The sequence below is a fragment of the Pseudarthrobacter sp. BIM B-2242 genome, from assembly GCF_014764445.1.
Taxonomy (GTDB): domain Bacteria; phylum Actinomycetota; class Actinomycetes; order Actinomycetales; family Micrococcaceae; genus Arthrobacter; species Arthrobacter luteus_A.
Genome location: NZ_CP061721.1, coordinates 3,632,492 through 3,652,331 on the forward strand (window position 1 = coordinate 3,632,492; position 19,840 = coordinate 3,652,331).

A 19,840-nucleotide genomic window follows, 5' to 3' on the forward strand; every position below is an offset into this window, starting at 1 on the left:
GGTCTGACAATCAACCGAGACCGCTGGTAACGCGCAAAAACCGGGGGCCGCCGGAACGGCAGCCCCCGGTTTTCGAGTGGCTCAATCACAGATACGGCTAGCCGCGCAGGCGCTCCATGCCTGGATCGAAGAGCGGCTCGGCAGAGACTGTCGCGGCGATGCGCTTCCCGAAGTACTCAATCTCCACAGCGTGGCCCTCGGACACTGCCGCAGGCAGCCAGGCGTAGGCGAGGGGCTTGCGGATCGAGTAGCCGTAGGCTGCGCTGGTGACGTAGCCAACGGCAGAACCGTCCACGTACACCGGCTCCTTGCCCAACACGATGGAGGCGCCGTCGTCCACGGTCAGGCACCGCAGCACCTTCTCCGGCTGCTGCTCCTTCAGCGCGGCCAACGCCTCGGCGCCCACAAAGCCCGTCTTGTCCTTGGCCACCGAGAAGCCCAGGCCGGACTGGTAGGGGTTGTGCTCGGTGTTCATGTCCGTGCCCCACAGCCGGTAGCCCTTCTCGAGCCGCATGCTGTTGAACGCGCCGCGTCCGGCCGCAACGATGCCGTACTCCTGCCCGGCCTCGAACAGCAGGTCCCACAGCTTCAGCCCGTACTCGGCGGTGGTGTACAGCTCCCAGCCGAGTTCGCCCACATAGGAGAGCCGCATGGCTGTGACCGGGATGCCGGCCACCGAGATTTCCTTGGTGCGGAAGTACTTGAGGCCGTCGTTCGTGAGGTCGTCCGTGCTGAGTTTGCCCATGACTTCACGGGCCAGCGGGCCCCACAGGCCGATGCAGCAGGTGCTGCCGGTGATGTCGGAGACATGCACCCACTGGGCGGGATCGGCGGCGGACTGCTTCCGCGCCTCAACGCGCAGGTAGTCGAAGTCCACGTTGCTGTTCACGCCCAGCTGGAAGTCTTCCTCCGCGAGCCGGGCGACGGTCACGTCACTGCGGATGCCGCCGTCGTGCTCCAGCAGCAGGCAGTACGTCACAGCGCCGGGCTTTTTGGCGATGTTGCCGGTGCTGAGGCGGTGCAGCAGTGCCTGCGCGCCGGGGCCCACCACGGACAGCCGCTTCAGCGGCGTCATGTCATAAAGTCCGACGGCGGTGCGCGTCTTCCACGCTTCGGCTGCGGAAATGGGGGAAGAGAACATCGCCGACCACTCATCCCGCGGAGGCGTCTGCCATTCCTCCGGCAGCTCTGACAGGAGCCCGCGGTTGGCCTCGAACCAGTGCGGCCGCTCCCAGCCGGCGGACTCGAGGAAGAACGCGCCCAGCTCCTTTTGCCGGACGTTGAAGGGGCTGACGCGCAGGTCGCGCGGGGATTCCTTGGGCTGCAGCGGGTGCAGGATGTCGTAGATTTCCACGAAGTTCTGCTGCGAGGTTTCGCTGACGTACGCATCCGAGGTCTGGACCTTTTCGAAACGGGTCAGTTCGGTGCCGTGCAGGTCGGTACGGGAGCGGCCTTCTACCAGCAGCTCGGCCACGGCTTTGGCCACACCCGAGGAGTGCGTCACCCACACTGCCTCGGCCACCCAGAAGCCGGACAGGTCCGGGTGCTCGCCCATGAGCGGGCCGCCGTCGGGGGTGAAGGAGAAGATGCCGTTGAAGCCGTCCTGGATCGCGGAGCTGCGCAGTGCCGGCAGCAGGTCCTGGCTGTCCTCCCAGGCCGGCAGGAAGTCTTCCAGGGTGAACTCCAGGCGTGACGGCATCTTGTGGTCCGACATTTCCTCGGCGGGGACCTTCGGCAGGGCGGACATGTCCACGGGCATGGGCCGGTGCGCGTAGCTGCCGATGCCGATGCGGTTGCCCCATTCGCGGTAGTAGAGGTCCTTGTCCTGGTAGCGCAGGATGGGCTTGCTGGCACCCTTCGGGAGCTCGTTGACGCCCTCAAGTTCGGCAAGGGGGGCGGTGACCACGTACTGGTGGGCAAGCGGCAGCAGCGGCACTTCCAAGCCCACCATCTTGCCGAGCTCACGCCCCCAGAAGCCGGCGCAGGACACCACGATGTCGGCCGGGATCACGCCGTCGGAGGTTTCGACGCCGGTCACCTTGCCGCCCTCCTGGGCGATGCCGGTCACGGTCGTGTTCCCTTGGTATGTCACGCCGGCCGCACTGGAACGCTCGATCAGCAACTGCACCGCACGGGCGGCCAGGGCCAGGCCGTCGGTGGGAATGAGCAGGCCGCCCAGGACTTCGCGGCCGCCAGTGAGCTCGCCGGTGTTCAGGAGGGGGTAGATCTTTTCGCATTCGTCGGCGTCGACCATCCGGCTTTCCACGCCCCAGGAGGTCATCACGCCCATCTTGCGCTTGAGGTCGGCCAGGCGCTCGGGGGTGGTTGCCAGCTCCAGGCCGCCCACCTGGTTGAAGCAGCAATCGCCGTCCTTGGTCAGGGCCAGCAGCTTGTTCACCGTGTAGGTGGCGAATTCGGTCATGGTCCGGGACGGGTTGTTCTGGAACACCAGGCCCGGCGCGTGCGAGGTGGAGCCGCCGGCCAGCTCAAGCGGGCCCTGTTCCACCACCGTGATGTTGGTCCAGCCGCGGGTGGCGAGTTCGTCGGCAAGGTTGGTTCCGACAATGCCGGCACCGATAATGACAACGCGTGGTGATGCGCTCATGGTGTTGTTTCTCCTGTGTAGCTTTGCGGGCGTTGGCGTTAGCGGAAGACGACGGTGCGGGTGTTGTTGAGCAGGACCCGGTGCTGGCTGTGCCACCTGACCGCGCGGGACAGTGCCTGCGATTCGGCATCCCTGCCTACGGTGACCAGGGCGTTCGGGTCCAGGCTGTGGTCCACCCGGAACACTTCCTGCTCGATGATCGGTCCCTCGTCCAGGTCTGCGGTGACGTAGTGCGCGGTGGCTCCGATGAGCTTCACGCCGCGGTCATAGGCCTGGTGGTAGGGCTTGGCCCCCTTGAACCCGGGCAGGAAGGAATGGTGGATGTTGATGGCGCGGCCGCGGAGGCTGGCGCACAGGTCGTTGGACAGGACCTGCATGTACCGTGCCAGGACCACCAGGTCCGCGTTGTACTCGCCCACCAGTTCCAGCAGGCGCGCTTCCGCTTCGGGCTTGGTAGCGGCCGTCACCGGGACGTGGATGAACGGCAGGCCGGCGGCTTCCGCCATGGGGCGGAGATCCTCGTGGTTGGACACCACGACGGCGATTTCCGCACCCAGGCTGCCGGCGCGCCAGCGGAAGATGAGGTCGTTGAGGCAGTGGCCGAACTTGGAAACCATCACCAGCAGCCGCTGCGGCCTGCCGTCATGGATGGCGAATTCCATGCCGAACTCATCGGCGATGGAAGCGAACTCCGCGCTGAGGCCTTCCGCGGAAACTTCCTTGCCCCCGGGAGTGAAGGCCGTGCGCAGGTAGAGCTTGCCGCTGATGTGGTCATCGAACTGCTGGTGTTCAACGATGTCGAAGCCGCGATCAGCCAGGAACGCGGTGATCGCCCGGACGATTCCGGGGCGCTCCGGGCACGCAAGGGTCAGGACGTACTGTACGGTGTCGGTGCCGCGACCGCCGACGACGGCGCCGGCCTCCGCCGTCACGTTAGCAGTGGGGCGGCCTTCGAGGACTGTGGTCATTGTCTACTCCTGGTTCTTTGCGGGGGCTTGGGTGTCAGCGGGAGAAGCCGCGCAGCGGCTGTCGTCCGGACAGTGCTGATCACACTGATGCTTGGTAACGAGATCGAACTGGACGCCGCCGTGCTGGTCCACGCCGCTGCGAATGGCGCGCTCCACGACGGAGTCCGCCAGCCGGCGCCGGAGGGACAGTGGATCCCGGCGCAGGTCCTTGACCAGGGCGAAGCACAGCAGCAGCATGACAAGCACGAACGGCAGGGCCGCCACGATGGTGATCCGTTGCAGGCCGGAGAGCGCCTCGGACGGTTCATCGCCGCCGGCCAGCATCATCACGGCGGCAACTGCGCCGGTGAGGAGGCCCCAGAAGATGACCAGTCCGCGCTTCGGGTCGGAGGATCCGTTGGAGCTCAGGGACGCCATGATGATCGATGCCGAGTCGGCACCGGTGATGAAAAAGATGGCCACCAGGACCATGGCAAGGACGATGACCGCCGCGGTCAGCCAGGCCGGCATGGACATGTTCTTCACCAGGTTGAACAGGGCTCCGTCAAAGTCGATGGACGGTGACCCGCTGGCCATGGACATGAGGCCGGCCGTGCCGGCCTTGTCCGCGTCCTCCTGGATCTTGAAGGCCGTTCCGCCGAAGATGCCGAACCAGATGACGCTGACGATGCTGGGTACCAGCAGGACGCCGGTGACGAACTGCCGGATGGTGCGGCCGCGGCTGATCCGGGCGATGAACATGCCCACGAAAGGCGTCCAGGACACCCACCAGGCCCAGTAGAAGATGGTCCAGCCGGACATCCAGGTGCGCAGGGCCTCGTCACCGACGGCCTCGGTGCGGGAGGACATTTCGGCCAGGTCCCTGGCGTAGTCGCCCACCGCGGCGGGAATGAGGTTGAGGATGAACAGCGTGGGCCCTGCGATGAAGACGATGAGCGCCAGGATCACGGCGAGGACCATGTTGATGTTGGACAGCCATTGGATGCCGCGGCTGATGCCGGACACCGCCGAGGCGACGAAGCAGGCGGTCAGGATGGCAACGATGGCCACCAGGACGGGGGTGCCGATCTCGCCGATCCAGCCGTTGGAGGTCAGGCCGCTGCCGATTTGGAGGGCGCCGAGACCCAGGGAGGCCGCCGTGCCGAAGAGCGTGGCGAAGATCGCCAGGATGTTGATGAACTTGCCTACCGGCCCTTCCACCGTCCTGATGCCGAACAGCGACGTGAACGCGGCCGAGATCAGCTGCCGGCGGCCCAGCCGATAGGTTCCGTAGGCCATGGCAATGCCGACGACGGCGTACATCGCCCAGGGGTGCAGGGTCCAGTGGAAGATGGAGGTGGCCATGGCGGTCTGGATGGCCGCCGGGGTCCTCCCGTCCACCGTTCCGGGCGGCGGAGAGATGTAGTGGTAGAGCGGCTCAGCCACACCGTAGAACATCAGGCCGATGCCCATGCCGGCCGCGAACATCATGGCGATCCAGGAAACAGTCCGGAACTCCGGCTTTTCCCCGTCCTTGCCGAGGGGAATGTTGCCCCACTTGCCCAGGGCAAGCCAGAGGACGAAAACAACGAACAACGAGGCGAGGACCATAAAGAGCCAGCCGGTGTACTCCATCACCCAGTCAAGGGCCAGTGTGGAGGTGGCGGCCAGGCTGTCCCGGCCCAGGAAGCCCCAGGCCACAAAGGCAATGGCGAGGACCCCGGTGATGCCGAAGGTGGCCTTGTCGAGGGTGAGCTTACGGTTCCGCCGCTCCGCAACAGCCTGCTCGGCCTTGGTCTGGCGAAGCTCCTGCATGATCTGCTGGGTGTTCTCCGCGTCGTGTGAGTCGTGGGACGAAGGAGAGTTCTCCGGTGCCGGAACCGGTGTGGGCTCCTCCAGGTCAAGGGGTGGTTGGGCATCCGTGCGGATGTCGCTGTTCAAAGCCATGTCAAGTCCTTTGGTTTGAATTCATGGGCTTACGCTGTACTCCGGCGTCCCCAAGCCGGGCGGAAGATCGGGAGCTTCCTGGCCTTCAGTAATTAAGTTCAGGCATCGATCACCAGGTCCGTCTGCGCGGTGGAGCAGCAGGGCAGGAACTTGCCTGCAGAGATTTCCCGCGCCCGGATCCCGCCCTGGTGGTTCATCTCGACCTCCCCGGAAAGCTTGACGACCTTGCAGGAGCCGCACATGCCTTCCTTGCAGTTCGCGCCGATCCTGACGCCCGCACGCTGTGCCACCTCGAGGATGCGCTCGGCGGGGTCGATCCGCACATTGATGCCGGTACGCATGAAGGACATGGTGAAGCTGCCTGTTCCCACCGTGTCGAAGCTCGAGGCATCAGGGGAACCGGCTTCCGGTTCCCCGCCGGGGCTGTCGGCGGAGGGGTCGGAGCCGGGCGTCTCCGGGCCGACGATTTCCAGCGGCAGGCCCGAGGCCTGCAGAGTCCCCTCGGCGTCGTAGCCAGGCTCGTAGAGCCCGAACGCGGCGGGCTGGCCTTCAAAGTAGTCCTCGGCGGATTCGGCGATCTCCTCGGCGATCTCCTCCGCGACGTCGGCTGCAAGTGCCACCTCCGCCTGGTACTCAAGGAGCGTCTGGCGGTCTCCGGAGAAGAACTCCATATAGATGGAAGTGTCGTCCACACCGACGTTCTTGAGGAGCTCGGTGGCCGTGTTCAGGTAGCCCTCAGGACCGCATGCGTATACCTGGCGGCCGTTGGCGTCCGGAGCCACCTCCTCGAGCATGGCCGCAGTCAGTCTTCCGCTGAGTCCCTCCCACCCCTCGGGTATGCTGCGGTCGCCCAGGGAGTAGTAGACCTTGATGCGTGAGTCCACGGAGGCGATATAGGCCAGTTCCCGGTGGAAGGCAAAGCCTCCAGCGTCCGAGCCGTGGTAGAGCACCACAACATCGGCGTGTCCGGGCAGGGAGTGGATGGTCCGCATCATGGACATGATGGGAGTGATGCCTGCGCCGGCGGCCAGCAAAAGATACCGTGCCCGGCGGTCAGCATCGGGCAGGTGGAATGCTCCCACCGGTCCCAGCATCTCAAGGACGGTGCCGGGTTTGATGTTCTCGTGCACCCACGGCGAGACCAGTCCCGTGGAGTCGCACTTGACGGTAATGCTGAAGGTCCACGGCTCGGTGGGCGAACTGGACAGCGAGTAGCTGCGGTCCACCGGTTCCTGGTCCTCGCCATTCACGGGAAATGCGACGTTCACGTACTGGCCGGCACGGAACGCCAGGGGCGCACCGTCGCAGCGGCGGAACACGAAGGTCATCATGGCGCCGGCCTCGGGAATGGTCTCGACGCATTCGGCCATGAACTCCTGCGGATGCCATGGGCCCAAAGCACGGGCTGCCCGGGCGGGTGTCTCAGTGCTTCCCATCACCCTGTTCCAGGGCATCTCAAGACCGCGGATACGCTGTGGTTCCTGGATTGCCGTTTCAGTGAGGAGTTCAATCACGCCAAGTGCTCCTGCACGCGCTGCACGTACCAGTTGATGAATGCCTCGACCTGGTATTCGCTCTTCATGTAGGGGCCGGGCTCGTAGGCGGGACTGCCGGCACCCTGCTGGCACAGCTCCACGAACGCCTTGTCCTGCAGGTTCGTCTGCTTCCAGGTGTAGGTGAGCTTCTCCAGGTCGTAGTCGACGCCTTCCACGGCGTCGTCAGCCACAAGCCACGTGGTGCGTACCAGGCTCTGGTGTTCGTTGATGGGGAAGACACCGAACGTGATGACATGGTCGCCGAGGAAATGGAACCAGCTGTTGGGCTGCAGGTGCATCGAGCAGCGGCCAAGGCGGAAGTCGCGCAAGTCACCGAGGAGCTTCTTGGAAAGCCTCCGACCGTCGGCAGAGAACGATTCACCGTCTCCATCGAGTGATTCCCGCGAGATGCGGATTCCGGCGATGCGCGTGTCCAGCTGCTCGACCACCTCGTAGGGAAGGCCGTAGCGGCGGCACCGCTCCTCGAGGGAGGACTGGGCCTCCTTGTTCCGGTTCCACACTTCCTCAAGGTGGGGCGGGATCAGGCCCTCCGTCAGGCCCCAGGTGGGGAAGAGGGAGCAGGCGAGCTCAGGGTGGCCGTCGCAGTGGTAGCACTCACGGTTGTTCTCCATGACGAGCTTCCAGTTGCCCTCTTCGATGATGTTCTGCTGGTAGGCAATTTTTGTCTTCGAGAGATCGTGGGGCGCCAGGTAGGGTTCAAAGATCTTTGCGGTTTCGTCGAAGTCCGTCGGCGGTTCATCCGCGATGCAGACGAAGATAAGTCCGGCAACCTCGCGGCCGTGGGCGCGCTTGAGGCCGAAGCAGCTCTTGTCGAACTTCGTTTCCCCCGGCGCGGAGGCATGGATCAGGTTGCCCTCCGGGGAGTAGGTCCAGGAGTGGTAGCCGCAGACAAGGTTTCCGGTTGAGCCGGCCGCTTCCGTGAGGACGCGGGCGCCGCGGTGGCGGCATACGTTGTGCAGGACGTTCACGCCGCCGTCGTCGTTGCGCAGCACAATCAGGGAGTAGGGCCCGTAGTCGACGGTGACGTAATCGCCCGGCTCCGGCAGTTCGGCGGTGCTTGCGGCAAAGATCCAGTGCTGGCCAAAAATGGCCTCCATGTCGATCTTGAAGATCGAGGGATCGGTGTAGAAGGGGGCATCGAGGGAGTAGCCGGTGCGCCGGAACTCAAACAACGCGGTAATTTCTGCCAGCTGCTCGGCAGGCAGTGATGCAGCGATTTTTCCGCGTGAATTGAGGGGCACGTTCACTGAAGCAGTCATGGGTTTCCTCCCGGGAGGCATGGGTAGTGGGTGTTGCGTGTTGACCACGGGTGCTAACGGCGTGGTCGAAGTACCTGTAATGATGAGATTAGAGTCACATCAGCTGCAATAAAAGCGCAAGATTTTGAAGATAACCATGCAGAATAGATGCATGATCGATCCGAGGCTTATCACACTTCGCGTGTTCGCCCGGTGCGGCACCGTAGGCGCCACCGCGGAGCTCACGGGCTTTTCTCCCTCTGCCGTCTCATCGCAATTGCGCGAGCTCCAGCGCGTGCTGGGAATGCAGCTGCTGACGAAAGACGGCCGGGGCCTGCGGCTTACCGCGACGGGACGCTTTCTGGTGGCGGGCTCGGATCCCCTTATTGCCCAATGGGAGAGCCTGCGCGCCGCAGCCATGGAGGCTGGCGACCAAGTGCAGTCCCACTTTGGCCTCGGCGGATTCTCCTCTGCGGCTGCCCAGTTGCTCGCGCCGCTGGCCGCCACCCTGCGCTCGACACGCCCCCTGCTGGAGGTGCAGGTTCTTGAGGCTGAACCGGCCCGCTGTTTCGACTTGTTGGTTGCGGAACGGATCGACCTTGCGGTTATCGTCGCCATGCAGTCCGACAGTTATGGTGAGGACGATCCACGCTTCGAGCAGAGAGTGCTGCTCGACGATCCACTGGACGTGATCATTCCCGGGGACCATCCGCTGGCATCACGCCAAACAGCGACGCTTGAAGAGCTGGCATCGGAACCTTGGATTACCGAGGCCGCCGGTTCCACGTACCATTCCCTCTTCACCGCGGCGTTCACGGCAGTCGGGGTGACGCCGCGGATTGCCCATGAAGCCGTTGAATGGGAAACGCACATCGCGTTCGTGGGAGCGGGGCTGGGCGTAGGCCTGCTGCCCCGGCTGGCGCCTTTGCATGGTGCCGAAAACGTGGTTCGGCTACGCATCACGGGTCAGACGAAACCTACGCGCCGCATCGTCGCCGCGGTGCGCAGGGGCAGCATCGCCTCACCCCTGATCCAGGAGTCGCTCGGTATCCTGCAGTTCAATGCCAACCGGATTCTCACCGAGCGGCTCGACGAGGATCTCTGAACGCTGCCGCCGCGGGGCGTGCAGGCTTTGTGCCCATCGCGAGGTCCCCAATCGGGAGGTTAGTTTTAGGACATGACAGAAACCTACCGGTACGACGTCGAGATCCGGCACCTCCTGGTGTCACCGGCACACGCCTACTTCGGCCGCGCACGCGAAGGGGCGGCGGACGTCCCCACCGCGGACGCGGACAGCGTCGAGCTGGTGGCCGGCAAGGGGATCGTGGGTGACCGGTTTTTCGGCAAGGCCGCCCACATGGATGCCGCCGTCACCCTTCTTTCGGTTGAAGCCCTCGAAGCGATGGCGGCAGAACTGGGTGCCGCACCGTTCGACCCGCTGCTGACCCGGCGCAACATCGTCCTCCGCGGCGCCCACCTCGCTCCGCTCATTGGCGGCGACTTTGCGCTGGAATCCAACGGGCACGAGGTGTGGTTCAAGGCCGGCCGGCCCGCCAACCCCTGCGCGTGGATGGACCAGATGCTGGCCCCCGGCGCCCACAAGGCGATGCGCGGCCGGGGCGGCGTGCGCTGCCAGCCGCTCACCGGCGGCATCCTGCACCGCGGCCCGGCAGTGCTGATCAGCCCGGTTCCGCTGGAGCCTGGCCGCGCCGGCGAGGCGTCGATGTTGAGGGCGTCAAGGCTGCCCTAGCAGGGCCGGTGAAGCGGGTCAGACGTGCTGGTCTACCAGGACCGGGTTGCCGTCCGGGTCCACCACGATGAAGCTGCCCGGCCCGGCCGTTGCTTCGTCCGCTTCGGACGTGAACTCCATCCCCTGGGCCTTGAGTTCCTTCTGCAGGTCACGAACATCGGTGAACGAGTCCAGCGCTTCGGCGTTCTGGCTCCAGCCGGGGTTGAACGTGAGCATGTTCTTCTCAAACATCCCTTGGAAGAGGCCGATAACCGTCTCACCGTTCTTCAGGATCAGCCAGTTCTGGGTGATGTCGCCACCGAAACTCGTGAAGCCGAGCTTCCCGTAGAACGCAGCCGAGGCCGCGATGTCCTTGACGGCGAGGCTGATCGAAAAGGCGCCGAGCTGCATGGGTAACTCCACTCTCAAAGGGACGGATGCTCCGATGATACCCATCTCACCGCCTGCGGGAGCTTCAGGGAACTGGAGCGTTCGACGGCGGGACGTCCCGCCGTCGAGCATTCCCGCACTGCGGTTATCCAGCCGGGAGGAGCCCCGCGCTCCGGAGCCAGGACCGGATGTCAGCCCCTGCCTCGCGGACTTCCTCGCCTTTCACTGCCAGGCCTTCCGCGACCGTGACCCCGGGGCAGGATTCCCCATAGTCGCGGGCGGTGGTCCCGAGCCCGCTCATGGCGTGGGTGGTGACGGGAAAGACGGTTTTCCCGGTGAAGTCGTAGCTTTCGGCAAAGGTGGTCATGATCATCGGCGCCCTGACGTTCCAGATGCCGCTGGCCAGGATCACGGTGTCAAACTCGTCGATGGCGGGCAGCGGGTTCCTGATCGCGGGACGGGCATCCTCACGCTGTTCGCGCACATTGCGCGCCACAGTGGCGTCATAGCTGCCCGGGTAGGCCTCCGCAGCCTCTATCCGGTGCACCTGGCACGGAATCAATGCGCTGACCATGCCCGCGAGCACCTCGGTGTTGCCGACCTCAAGGTTGGTCCGGCCGCCGTAGTAATAGTTCTCGCCCGCCCGGGAGAAGTAAGCCAGCAGAATCCGCCCGCCGCCGTTGCCCGGGCCGTTGCCGGGGCCTGAAGTGCCGGGAACGGGGGTGGCTTCCCGGGATGGCGGTGCGCCTGGTCCTTGAGGTGTGCAGGCTATCGTTCCGGCAGTCAGGAGCGCCCCGGTCAGGCCGGCGGCAGCACCGCGAAGGGCGGACCGCCGGCTGACGTCCAGCGGATTGGCGTTCAAAGCGTGTCCTGCTCTCAGCTGTACCGGCGGTCGCCAAGCCAGCTGACCATGGCGGGGTCCCGGTGGTCGAAAAAGAGGCTGGCGCCGGTGTCCAGCGCCGCGATCCGGGTCATCTGCTCATCGGTAAGGGCGAAGCCGAACACATCGAGGTTCTGGGCCATGCGTTCCGGCCGGACTGATTTCGGGATGACCACAACGTCGCGCTGGATGAGCCAGCGCAGCACCACCTGCGCGACGGACTTGCCGTGGGCATCGGCGATGGCGCTCAGGACGGGATCGGTGAAGAGATTGTTGCGGCCCTCCGCGAACGGCCCCCAGGACTCGATCTGGACGCCGCGTTGGCGCATCAGTTCCTGGTCGGCGGCGCGCTGGTGGAAGGGGTGGGTCTCGATCTGGTTCACAGCAGGGACGATTTCGTTATGGTCGATGAGGTCCACCAGCCGGTCAGGCTGGAAGTTGGACACACCGATGGCCCTGGCCAGGCCGTCCTTGTTCAGGTCCTGCAGGGCGCGCCACTCGCTGTAGTAGTCACCGAGCGGCTGGTGGATCAGGTAGAGGTCCACATAGTCCAGTCCAAGCCGGTTCAGGGAGTTCTGAAACGAGGCTTTGCTGTCGTCATAGACGCTGCCTGCGGGTGCGTGCTGGATCCAGATTTTGGTGGTGATGAAAAGTTCACGGCGGCTGATGCCGCTGGCTTTGATGGCCGCCCCGACGGCCTGCTCATTGCCGTAGGACGCGGCGGTGTCCAGATGCCGGTACCCGGCGGCCAGAGCTGCTTCGACGGCGGCCTGCGTATCTTCTTCCGGGATCTGGAAGACGCCAAATCCCAGGATGGGCATCTCGACGCCGTTATTGAGCGTGACAGTCTTCATGGGTCTTCCTTCGTTATGTCTCTTGTGGTCAGCGTTGCGCCTGGCCAACGGTGTGTCCCGAACGGGAACCGGCCTGATCCAAGGGAACCACCCCTCTTTCCTGTGTGGGAGTGCCTGTTGTGCGGTGTACTGGCAGTTCCTGTTAGAGCCCACCGGACCGCCGTAGCGTAGAGGCCATGGACAATACGAGCGACGTTCGCGAGTTCCTCATGACCAGACGGTCGCGGATCACGCCGGCCCAGGCGGGGCTGCCCGCCTACGGAGGAACCAGGCGGGTTGCCGGACTCAAGCGCGAGGAAGTGGCCATGCTGACCGGCGTCAGTACCGAGTACTATGCCCGCCTTGAGCGGGGAAACCTGCGGGGCGTGTCCGAGTCCGTGCTTGACTCGCTCGCCCGTGCCCTGCAGCTCGACGAGGCAGAACGCGCCCATCTGTATGACCTGGCCAAAGCCGCTGCGCCTGCATCAGCATCGGGCGTGCGCCGTCCACGGTCTGAGGTGCGCCCGAGCATCCACAGGCTGCTGGCCGGGATGACAGGGACGCCCGCCTATGTCCGGAACGCCCGCATGGACGTGGTGGCCGCCAACAGCCTCTGCTTCGCCCTGTACACGGACATCCTCGGCCCGGAGACGCTCCCGGTGAACCTTGCCCGGTTCATGTTCCTGGATCAGCGGTCCCGGGACTTCTTTGTGGACTGGGAAACCCTCGCCGACGATTTCGCGGCGGCAATGCGCACGGAATCGGGCCGGAGCCCGCGGGACCGGGCATTGAACAACCTTATTGGCGACCTCGCCGCCGGCAGCACTGAATTCTCCGCAAGGTGGGCGCGGCACAACGTCCGTTTCCACCGGACGGCCCGGAAGACGCTGCGCAATCCGCTTGTAGGCGAGATCGAACTCACCGGCGACGCCCTGGAGCTTCCGGGCGAGGGACTGACCCTGATCGCTTATACCGCCGAGCCGGGCAGCCGCGCACAGGATCAACTGGACTTCCTCGCCAGCTGGAGCGCCGGCAATAGAAGCCCGGCCGAACCAAGCGCAGTGGTCCCGCCGACGGCTTGAGACCGAACACGGCGGGAGGTTCTTTGGGTTCCTGGAACCGCCCGGGGGTGCCGAGTGGATTCGTATGTTCCCACCGTCTAGCGTGAGTTCCATGTCGGCGTCCGATTCATCATCTAAGTCCAGCAGCAGCAACCCCTTGCTTGTCCTGGGAAAGATCACGTCGATCCTTGATGCGTTCTCCCTCTCCAAGCCGGTCCTGTCGCTGAGTGATATCCGCGAGTACACGGGAATGCCCACGTCAACGGTGCAGCGGCTGGTCACCAACCTGACCTCCCAGGGATTCCTCGACCGCGAGGAGGACGCCTACCGCATCGGTATGCGGATGGCCTACTGGGCGGCGCCCGCAACCCGCGGGATGGAAGTTGTGGACATTTTGAGCCCGTTACTCAAGACCCTGCGCGACACCACAGGCGAAACAACCTGTTTCTTCAAGTCCGAGCAGCACTATCGCGTCTGCGTGGCCATGGCCGAAACCCGCCACGCCCTGCGCCGCGAGATGCACCTGGGCAAAGTGGCCCCGCTTTACGCAGGCTCGGCCGGGCGGGTCTTGCTTGCCTGGGATCCGGAGCTGATGGACGCGGTCCTGCGCGATCCCCTGACACCGATTACGGAATCCACCATCACCACGTCCGAGGACCTTGCTGTCGCCGTCAAGCAGACCCGGCGGGACGGGTTCGCCATCACCGTCGGCGAGCGTGAAGACGGATCATCCGGTCTTTCGGCCCCGGTTTTCGATTCTGCGGCCAGCCTGGTGGGTGCGGTGACCATCAGCGGTCCAACCCTGCGGATGCCGCTGGAGACGTGCGAAGCGTGGGTGGAGCCGCTGCTCACCACGGCGGAGCACATGACCAGGCTGATCGGCGGCAGGTTTCCCGGGGAGCAGTAAAGCCGCAGGGAATACCGGGCTCCTGCGCCTGCAACGCCGGCTACAGAGCGGCGATTGCCTTGCCGGCAACGCGCATGGCGGCAGCATCGGTGGCGATATAAATGTCCGCAAAGTGCTCGGCGTAGCTCCCCAAGTCGTCAGCAACACAGCCGACAACTGCGACCACCGGGATATCCCGTCCTGAGTCCCGCACGCGTTCCAGGATTGCGGAGATGATTTTCCCTTCGCCTGTTTGCGAGTCCAGCCGCCCCTCCCCGACCACAACGGCGTCAGCAGTCGTGAGCAAGGCATCGAACCCGGCTGCGTCCAGGACTGCATCCGCCCCGGACACAAGGTCTGCTCCAAAATGCGCCCACAGCCCGCCGGACAGACCTCCCGCAGCACCGGTGCGCGGAACACCCTCGGGGTTGCGCGGATAGGAACCGGCAAGCTGGGCGAGGCGGTCCGCCAGCAGTCTGACGGTGGCCGGATCCGCGCCTTTCTGGGGTCCGAAGACTCCTGGTGCGTCAAGGAACGTTGTGGTGACGTCGGAGAGCACCGTGATCCGGGCACTGCCGAGGCCGCCGTTTTCGTTGATGGCCTGCACCGCCCCGGACCCGCCGTCGGTAGTGGCTGATCCGCCGGCCGCCACCAGGATGCGCTTGGCACCAAGGTTCACCGCGGCGGCGATCAACAGGCCCGTGCCGTAAGTGCTGGCCGAGAAAGAATCGGCCGGGCTGGTCCGCCCGGCCGAGAGGCCGCTCGCCTGGGCAACCTCGACGACGGCGGTTCCGTCGGCTGCCAGCCCCAGAGTTGCCTGCAGCGGTTCGCCCCAGGAATTGACGACGTCGACACTCACCGGTGATGCCCGCAGGCTGCGGCAGAGCGCGTCGAACGTTCCCTCCCCTCCGTCGGCGACGGGCAGTTGCGTCGCCGATCGTCCTCCGTCGCTAACTCCCGCGGCAATGGCCGCCGCGACCTCCGCCGCCGAGTAAGTTCCCTTGAAGCTGTCCGGGGCGATAAGGATGGTCATACGGCGATGAGGGAGTTGACCGGATGAAGCGGTAAGCGTCCCTCGGCGATGGCGATGGCGTTGAGGGCGCTGAGCCGTGCCATTTCGCTGCGGACGCGGACGGTGGCGCTGCCGACGTGGGGCAGCAGCACGGTGTTGGGCAGTTCGGCGAGACCGGGCGCCAGCCGGGGTTCGTCCTCGAACACGTCCAGCCCGGCACCGGCAATGACCCCGTTGCGGAGGGCCTCCACCAGGGCGGCCTCGTCCACCACCGGCCCGCGGGCGGTATTGATGAGGATGGCGTCGGGCTTCATCCGTGCCAGCACCCCGGCGTCCACAAGGTGGCGGGTCTGGTCGTTGAGCGGGACGTGCAAGGAAAGGAAGTCGCTCGATTCCACCAGCTCGGTCCACGGAACCTGCCGGACCTTGCCGGCGAACTCGCCGAGTTCCTCGTCGCTGACCGGCCTGTCACCCGGCGGCCTCGGCGAGAAGATCACGTCCATGCCGAATCCCAGCGCGCGCCGGGCGGTGGCCCGGGCGATCCGGCCGAAGCCGGCCAGGCCCAGCACGGCGCCGGACACGTCCCGCCCCAGCAGGAGCTCCGGTTCCCAGCCAAGGAACTTGCCGTCGCGGACCAGCCGGTCCGCTTCCACGACACGGCGGGCCGTGCCGAGGATGAGGAGCATGGCGATGTCCGCCGTCGCGTCCGTCAGCACACCCGGGGTGTTGCCAATCAGGATGCCGTGCCGGGTGGCGGCGTCAACGTCGATGTTGTTGTACCCCACGGCATAGTTCGACACGCCCTTGATGCGGGCGTCCGCCAGCAGCGGTGCATCCACGACGTCGCGCAACTGGGTAAGGACGACGTCGAAATCGCCTGAGGCGCACAGCCTCGCCAGCGTGCCGTAGTCGGGCGGTTCGGGCAGCACAGTGACCCGGCCGGCGTCGGACAGCAGCTGCAGGCCGGGCTCCGGGATCGCCGTGGTGACCAGGAAATGGTTCCCCATGCTCAGTTCCTTCCGGCAACGCCGGGTGCGGGGCTGGAGCTTTCCGCAGCAATGACCCATTCGAAGGCGGGCGCCTTGGACCGGGCGCCTTGGGCTGCTTTGGAGCGGTTTGGTTCGCCGAGTTCGGCGAGCAGCTTTTCGGACAGGACCACGAGGTCTGCGAAGGTGTCTGTGGTAAGCCATTCCGGGCGGGTGGCGAAGAGGATGTCTTCGCTGGAGGTATTGCCGCTGGCGCCGGGTGCGAACGGGCAGCCGCCGAGGCCGCCGAGGGCGCCGTCCACCATGGTTGCGCCGGCCTGGATGGCGGCGAGGGTGTTGGCCACGCCGAGGCCCCAGGTGTCGTGGCCGTGGTAGACGACCCGGCGGGCCGGGGATTCGTCCCGGACGCGGGTGATGAGCCCGGCCACCTGGGCGGGGAAGGCCTGTCCCAGGGTGTCGCAGAGGACGATGTCCGTGGTGCCCTCGGCCCGGGGATCGTTGGCGATGGAGAGGATCCGCTCCTCAGGCACGATGCCTTCGAAGGGGCAGGTGAACGATGTGGCGATGCAGAGCTGGATCTGCCCGTTGACAGCCTGGGCGTACTTGATGGCTTCGGGCAGTGCGGCGAGGCTTTCCTCGGTGGTGCGGCCGATGTTGGCCTTGTTGTGCGAGTCCGAGGCTGAGAGGCAGTACTGGAAGTTCCGCGCGCCGGCGGCTGAGGCTTTGGCGACGTGGCCGGGGGTGGCCACCCAGATCCAGCATTTTTCCAGTTCTTCGGGGGTGAGGGCCTGGACCACGTCGAGGGTGTTGGCCATGGTGGGGACGAGGTCGGCGCGGGCCATGGAGCCGAGCTCGATGGCGGGCACCCCGAGCCGGATCAGCTCGCGGACGGTTTCGACTTTCCGCTCGGTGGAGAGCAGTTTCCCGGTGAGCTGGAGCCCGTCGCGCAGGGTCACGTCCCGGAGGATGGTGTTGCCCAGCGTGCTGGCGAGGCTGGTTTGGTCGGGGTTCATGGCTGGAGGGCCTCCTCGCGGCCGGAGGCCGCACTGATCTGGGCGGGGTCCATGTGCAGGAGCCCGGCAAGGATTTCTTCGGTGTTTTCGCCCAGGTCCGGGCCGAGGTTCCGGATGGGCAGGGACTGGTCGCCGATCACGGGCACGATGCCGGGGAAGCCGACACCGGGCAGGACCTCGTCCCCGGTGGAGACGTCGAACTTCTGGATCATGTTCCGGGCAGCATATTGGGTGTCGGTGCTGATGTCCGCTGCGGTGTAGATGGGACCGGCGGGCACGCCGGCGGCATCCAGGGCTGCGAGGGCGTCGGCGGCATCCAGCTCCGATGTCCAGGCGCCGATGGCCTGGTCGAGTTCTTCACGGCGGGCCCACCGGCCGGCGTTGCTCTGCAGCGTCGGGTCGGCGGCCAGGTCCGGGCGGCCGATGGTATCCATGTACCGCTGGTAGATCGAGTCACCGTTGCCGGCCACCACGATGCTTGCGCCGTCCTTGCAGATGTAGGCGTTGGAGGGGGCGATCCCTTCCATCCGGCCGCCCACCCGCTGCCGGTCCACTCCGTAGGCCTGGTAGTCGGGGATAAGGGATTCCATCATGGAGAACATCGCCTCGTTGAGGGCCACGTCGATGATGCGCTCGGTGAGCGGGACAGCGGCGGCCGCGTCCCGGCGTCGTGCTTCCCGCTGGTACAGGCTCATCATGGAGCCGAAGGCGGCGTAGAGGCCGGCGATGGAGTCCCCGATGGAGACGCCCACCCGGACCGGGGGGCGGTCCGGGTCACCCACGAGGTTCCGGAACCCGCCGTAGGCCTCGGCGACGGCGGCGAAGCCGGGCCGGGCGGACAGCGGGCCGGTCTGCCCGAAGGCCGAGATGCGGGTGATGATGAGGTCCGGGTTGGCCTCGTTCAGGACCTCGGGCCCGAGGCCCCACTTTTCCAGCGTGCCGGGCCGGAAGTTTTCGAGCAGGATGTCCGACTCTGCAACGAGTGCGAGGACTGCCTGTTTGCCGGCTTCAGTGCGGAGGTCCAGCACTACGGATTTTTTGTTGCGGTTGATGGTCCGGTACAGCATGGACGTATCGCCCTTGTGGAGGCGCCAGTTGCGCAGTTCGTCCCCGGTTCCGGGCCGTTCCACCTTGATGACTTCGGCGCCGAAGTCGGCGAGCAGCCTGCCTGCGGTGGGGGCGGCGATGTAGTTGCCGAGCTCCAGGACGCGGACCCCTTCCAGGGGCGCGATGGGTGTCTGTGTCATGTCAATCTTCTTTCGTTGGCGTGGGCCAGGACGGACGGGGCGGTTCCGGTCAGAACAGCAGGCTCATGGGAAGGATCAGGAGGATCGCGACGACGGATGCCACCGAGACGCCGACGGTCACCGACTTCAGCGCACCCCGGACACTCTGCCCCAGGAGTGACTGCAGGAGCCAGAACGTGTTGCTGGTGACGTGGACCATAAAGAGGGATCCGGCGCCGGCGGCGAGGGCCAGCAGCACGGGGTCCAGGCCGATGGCCGGGGCAATCGGGGCCAGCAGGCCGGCGGCGGTGATGGCGGACAGCGTGACGGAGCCGACGGCGATGTGCAGGACAGCGGCGATGGCCCAGACCACCAGGAGCGGGGCGACGGTGCTGGCGGAGAAGAATCCGCCGAGGATGTCGCCGAGGCCTGCTGCGGCGACGGTTGCGGCGAGGGATCCGCCCACGCCGGTGAGGATGAGGATCTGACCGCTTTCCTTGAAGCCTACGGTGATGGCCTGTTCGACTTTTTCCTGGCCGATGGCGGCGCGGGTGACGAGGCAGGTGCCGATCAGGCCGATGAGCAGGGCAATGACGGGCTCTCCGAGGAGCTGGAGCCAGGGCAAGTCGATGTTCAGGATCTGTAGGATGGCGCCGGCGCCGATGAGGAGCAGGGAGGTCAGGAGCGGGGCGAAGAGCAGGAGCAGCGGTGCCTGCTTCCGTTCGCGTTCGGCCACCGTCACGGTTCCGCGGCCCGGCCGGGCATCGGCTCCCCCGTTACCCTGCCCGCTGCCCGCGGACTGGCCGGGTGCTGACTGGCTCGTGCCGCCGTCGGACTCTTCTTCGCCCTCACGGTCCTCCTCTTCGACGAAGGTGTGATCCTCGTCCTTGGCTTCGCTCCAGAAGCCGCGCCGGAAGAGGAACGTCATGATCGCGATGGAAATGATGATGGTGGGGATGACCAGGAGGAGACCGAACAGGAGCATCTTGCCGAGCGGGACGTTCAGGAGGCCGGCCAGGGCGAGGGACGCGACGCCGGGAACGGTGAAGACAATGCCGCACTCGAGCGCGATGGCCATGGCCGTCGCCATCCGGGCCGTGCCAAGTTTGCCGATCTTGGGCGCCAGCTTGCGTGCCAGCGGAGCGGAAATGACCAGCAGTACATCCAGGAAGATCGACTGGAGGACCGTGCCGATGGCCAGGCCCATCGTGTAGGGCAGCCGCTTGGGACCGAACGTGCTCAGCAGGTGCTCCACGAGGCGGCGGATGGCGCCGCTCTGGTTGAGGATGGACCCCATCAGCACACCAAAGGCGATGAGGAGTCCAACCTCCACCATGATTTCGCCGAACCCGGAGGTGATGGTCTCTACGGTCTTTTCGACGCCCAGGCCTACGGCGAGGCCGAGGTACACCGAACCGATCACCAGGGCGATAACGGGGTTGACTCTGAAACGGACAATCAGGACCACTGCGGCAAGGACCGCCACGGCCGTGTTGATCAGGACAGCTATGTCTGACATTGGGGGAATCCG

17 protein-coding genes are annotated in these 19,840 nt (G+C 65.7%); 4 read left to right on the forward strand and 13 right to left on the reverse strand.

The annotated features are described in order from the left end of the window. Positions 1 to 97: 97 nt before the first annotated feature. The 5 genes from IDT60_RS16805 to IDT60_RS16825 form a co-directional block, all read right to left on the reverse strand. Positions 98 to 2,605, reverse strand: coding sequence for an FAD-dependent oxidoreductase (locus tag IDT60_RS16805; RefSeq protein ID WP_191079914.1), 2,508 nt, complete (start codon positions 2,603 to 2,605; stop codon positions 98 to 100). Positions 2,606 to 2,643: 38 nt separating this feature from the next. Beyond that, a complete protein-coding gene (purU, locus tag IDT60_RS16810; protein ID WP_191079915.1) occupies positions 2,644 to 3,573 on the reverse strand; it encodes a formyltetrahydrofolate deformylase in 930 nt (309 codons plus the stop codon). A 3-nt stretch (positions 3,574 to 3,576) separates the two neighbouring features. After that, positions 3,577 to 5,499, reverse strand: a complete 1,923-nt coding sequence (locus IDT60_RS16815) for a BCCT family transporter (RefSeq protein ID WP_191079916.1) — start codon at positions 5,497 to 5,499, stop codon at positions 3,577 to 3,579. A gap of 98 nt (positions 5,500 to 5,597) precedes the next feature. Further along, complete coding sequence (locus IDT60_RS16820; protein WP_191079917.1) at positions 5,598 to 7,013, reverse strand: ferredoxin reductase; 1,416 nt, start codon at positions 7,011 to 7,013, stop codon at positions 5,598 to 5,600. After that, complete coding sequence (locus IDT60_RS16825) at positions 7,010 to 8,314, reverse strand: SRPBCC family protein (protein WP_164204877.1); 1,305 nt, start codon at positions 8,312 to 8,314, stop codon at positions 7,010 to 7,012. Before IDT60_RS16825 ends, IDT60_RS16820 begins: the two co-directional genes overlap by 4 nt. A gap of 151 nt (positions 8,315 to 8,465) precedes the next feature. Between IDT60_RS16825 and IDT60_RS16830 the strand changes: the two genes are divergently transcribed. Together IDT60_RS16830 and IDT60_RS16835 are read left to right on the forward strand one after the other, a co-directional pair. Next, positions 8,466 to 9,398, forward strand: coding sequence for a LysR family transcriptional regulator (locus IDT60_RS16830; RefSeq protein ID WP_191079918.1), 933 nt, complete (start codon positions 8,466 to 8,468; stop codon positions 9,396 to 9,398). 72 nt (positions 9,399 to 9,470) lie between these two features. Beyond that, positions 9,471 to 10,043 carry an MOSC domain-containing protein gene (locus IDT60_RS16835; protein WP_164204873.1) on the forward strand — a complete coding sequence of 191 codons (573 nt, stop codon included), beginning with the start codon at positions 9,471 to 9,473 and terminating at the stop codon, positions 10,041 to 10,043. An 18-nt stretch (positions 10,044 to 10,061) separates the two neighbouring features. On the opposite strand, the gene IDT60_RS16840 is transcribed toward IDT60_RS16835, so the two are convergent. The 3 genes from IDT60_RS16840 to IDT60_RS16850 all read right to left on the reverse strand — a co-directional run bounded on the left by IDT60_RS16840 (position 10,062) and on the right by IDT60_RS16850 (position 12,146). Then, positions 10,062 to 10,433, reverse strand: a complete 372-nt coding sequence (locus IDT60_RS16840; RefSeq protein ID WP_191079919.1) for a VOC family protein — start codon at positions 10,431 to 10,433, stop codon at positions 10,062 to 10,064. A 124-nt stretch (positions 10,434 to 10,557) separates the two neighbouring features. After that, entirely contained in the window at positions 10,558 to 11,274 is a 717-nt protein-coding gene (locus tag IDT60_RS16845) for a flavodoxin (protein ID WP_223883773.1), read from the reverse strand. A gap of 14 nt (positions 11,275 to 11,288) precedes the next feature. Further along, positions 11,289 to 12,146: an aldo/keto reductase gene (locus IDT60_RS16850; protein ID WP_191079920.1), complete on the reverse strand. Its 858-nt coding sequence runs from the start codon at positions 12,144 to 12,146 to the stop codon at positions 11,289 to 11,291. Between the two features lie 176 nt (positions 12,147 to 12,322). Here IDT60_RS16850 and IDT60_RS16855 point away from each other — a divergent pair, with 176 nt between their 5' ends. Beyond that, positions 12,323 to 13,207, forward strand: a complete 885-nt coding sequence (locus IDT60_RS16855) for a helix-turn-helix transcriptional regulator (protein WP_191079921.1) — start codon at positions 12,323 to 12,325, stop codon at positions 13,205 to 13,207. A 91-nt stretch (positions 13,208 to 13,298) separates the two neighbouring features. Further along, positions 13,299 to 14,093: an IclR family transcriptional regulator gene (locus IDT60_RS16860; RefSeq protein WP_191079922.1), complete on the forward strand. Its 795-nt coding sequence runs from the start codon at positions 13,299 to 13,301 to the stop codon at positions 14,091 to 14,093. 40 nt (positions 14,094 to 14,133) lie between these two features. Here IDT60_RS16860 and IDT60_RS16865 read toward each other — a convergent pair whose 3' ends face one another. The 5 genes from IDT60_RS16865 to IDT60_RS16885 are packed head-to-tail and all read right to left on the reverse strand — an operon-like array spanning position 14,134 to position 19,828. After that, complete coding sequence (locus IDT60_RS16865) at positions 14,134 to 15,105, reverse strand: glycerate kinase (RefSeq protein ID WP_191079923.1); 972 nt, start codon at positions 15,103 to 15,105, stop codon at positions 14,134 to 14,136. Continuing rightward, complete coding sequence (locus IDT60_RS16870) at positions 15,102 to 16,091, reverse strand: D-glycerate dehydrogenase (protein WP_191079924.1); 990 nt, start codon at positions 16,089 to 16,091, stop codon at positions 15,102 to 15,104. Before IDT60_RS16870 ends, IDT60_RS16865 begins: the two co-directional genes overlap by 4 nt. A gap of 2 nt (positions 16,092 to 16,093) precedes the next feature. Beyond that, positions 16,094 to 17,083 (reverse strand): hydroxymethylglutaryl-CoA lyase, encoded by a 990-nt coding sequence (locus IDT60_RS16875; protein ID WP_191079925.1) that lies wholly within the window; start codon positions 17,081 to 17,083, stop codon positions 16,094 to 16,096. After that, a complete protein-coding gene (locus IDT60_RS16880; RefSeq protein WP_191079926.1) occupies positions 17,080 to 18,330 on the reverse strand; it encodes a CaiB/BaiF CoA-transferase family protein in 1,251 nt (416 codons plus the stop codon). The genes IDT60_RS16875 and IDT60_RS16880 overlap by 4 nt, the downstream gene beginning before the upstream one ends. A gap of 49 nt (positions 18,331 to 18,379) precedes the next feature. After that, positions 18,380 to 19,828 carry a GntP family permease gene (locus IDT60_RS16885; RefSeq protein ID WP_191079927.1) on the reverse strand — a complete coding sequence of 483 codons (1,449 nt, stop codon included), beginning with the start codon at positions 19,826 to 19,828 and terminating at the stop codon, positions 18,380 to 18,382. Positions 19,829 to 19,840: the final 12 nt, after the last annotated feature.

What these genes read in the sequence shown, in the direction of transcription:
- IDT60_RS16805 (WP_191079914.1), bottom strand. Translation starts at nt 2,605, where the DNA reads ATGAGCGCATCACCACGCGTTGTCATTATCGGTGCCGGCATTGTCGGA.
- purU (WP_191079915.1), bottom strand. Translation starts at nt 3,573, where the DNA reads ATGACCACAGTCCTCGAAGGCCGCCCCACTGCTAACGTGACGGCGGAG.
- IDT60_RS16815 (WP_191079916.1), bottom strand. Translation starts at nt 5,499, where the DNA reads ATGGCTTTGAACAGCGACATCCGCACGGATGCCCAACCACCCCTTGAC.
- IDT60_RS16825 (WP_164204877.1), bottom strand. Translation starts at nt 8,314, where the DNA reads ATGACTGCTTCAGTGAACGTGCCCCTCAATTCACGCGGAAAAATCGCT.
- IDT60_RS16830 (WP_191079918.1), top strand. Translation starts at nt 8,466, where the DNA reads ATGATCGATCCGAGGCTTATCACACTTCGCGTGTTCGCCCGGTGCGGC.
- IDT60_RS16835 (WP_164204873.1), top strand. Translation starts at nt 9,471, where the DNA reads ATGACAGAAACCTACCGGTACGACGTCGAGATCCGGCACCTCCTGGTG.
- IDT60_RS16840 (WP_191079919.1), bottom strand. Translation starts at nt 10,433, where the DNA reads ATGCAGCTCGGCGCCTTTTCGATCAGCCTCGCCGTCAAGGACATCGCG.
- IDT60_RS16850 (WP_191079920.1), bottom strand. Translation starts at nt 12,146, where the DNA reads ATGAAGACTGTCACGCTCAATAACGGCGTCGAGATGCCCATCCTGGGA.
- IDT60_RS16855 (WP_191079921.1), top strand. Translation starts at nt 12,323, where the DNA reads ATGGACAATACGAGCGACGTTCGCGAGTTCCTCATGACCAGACGGTCG.
- IDT60_RS16860 (WP_191079922.1), top strand. Translation starts at nt 13,299, where the DNA reads ATGTCGGCGTCCGATTCATCATCTAAGTCCAGCAGCAGCAACCCCTTG.
- IDT60_RS16865 (WP_191079923.1), bottom strand. Translation starts at nt 15,105, where the DNA reads ATGACCATCCTTATCGCCCCGGACAGCTTCAAGGGAACTTACTCGGCG.
- IDT60_RS16870 (WP_191079924.1), bottom strand. Translation starts at nt 16,091, where the DNA reads ATGGGGAACCATTTCCTGGTCACCACGGCGATCCCGGAGCCCGGCCTG.
- IDT60_RS16875 (WP_191079925.1), bottom strand. Translation starts at nt 17,083, where the DNA reads ATGAACCCCGACCAAACCAGCCTCGCCAGCACGCTGGGCAACACCATC.
- IDT60_RS16880 (WP_191079926.1), bottom strand. Translation starts at nt 18,330, where the DNA reads ATGACACAGACACCCATCGCGCCCCTGGAAGGGGTCCGCGTCCTGGAG.
- IDT60_RS16885 (WP_191079927.1), bottom strand. Translation starts at nt 19,828, where the DNA reads ATGTCAGACATAGCTGTCCTGATCAACACGGCCGTGGCGGTCCTTGCC.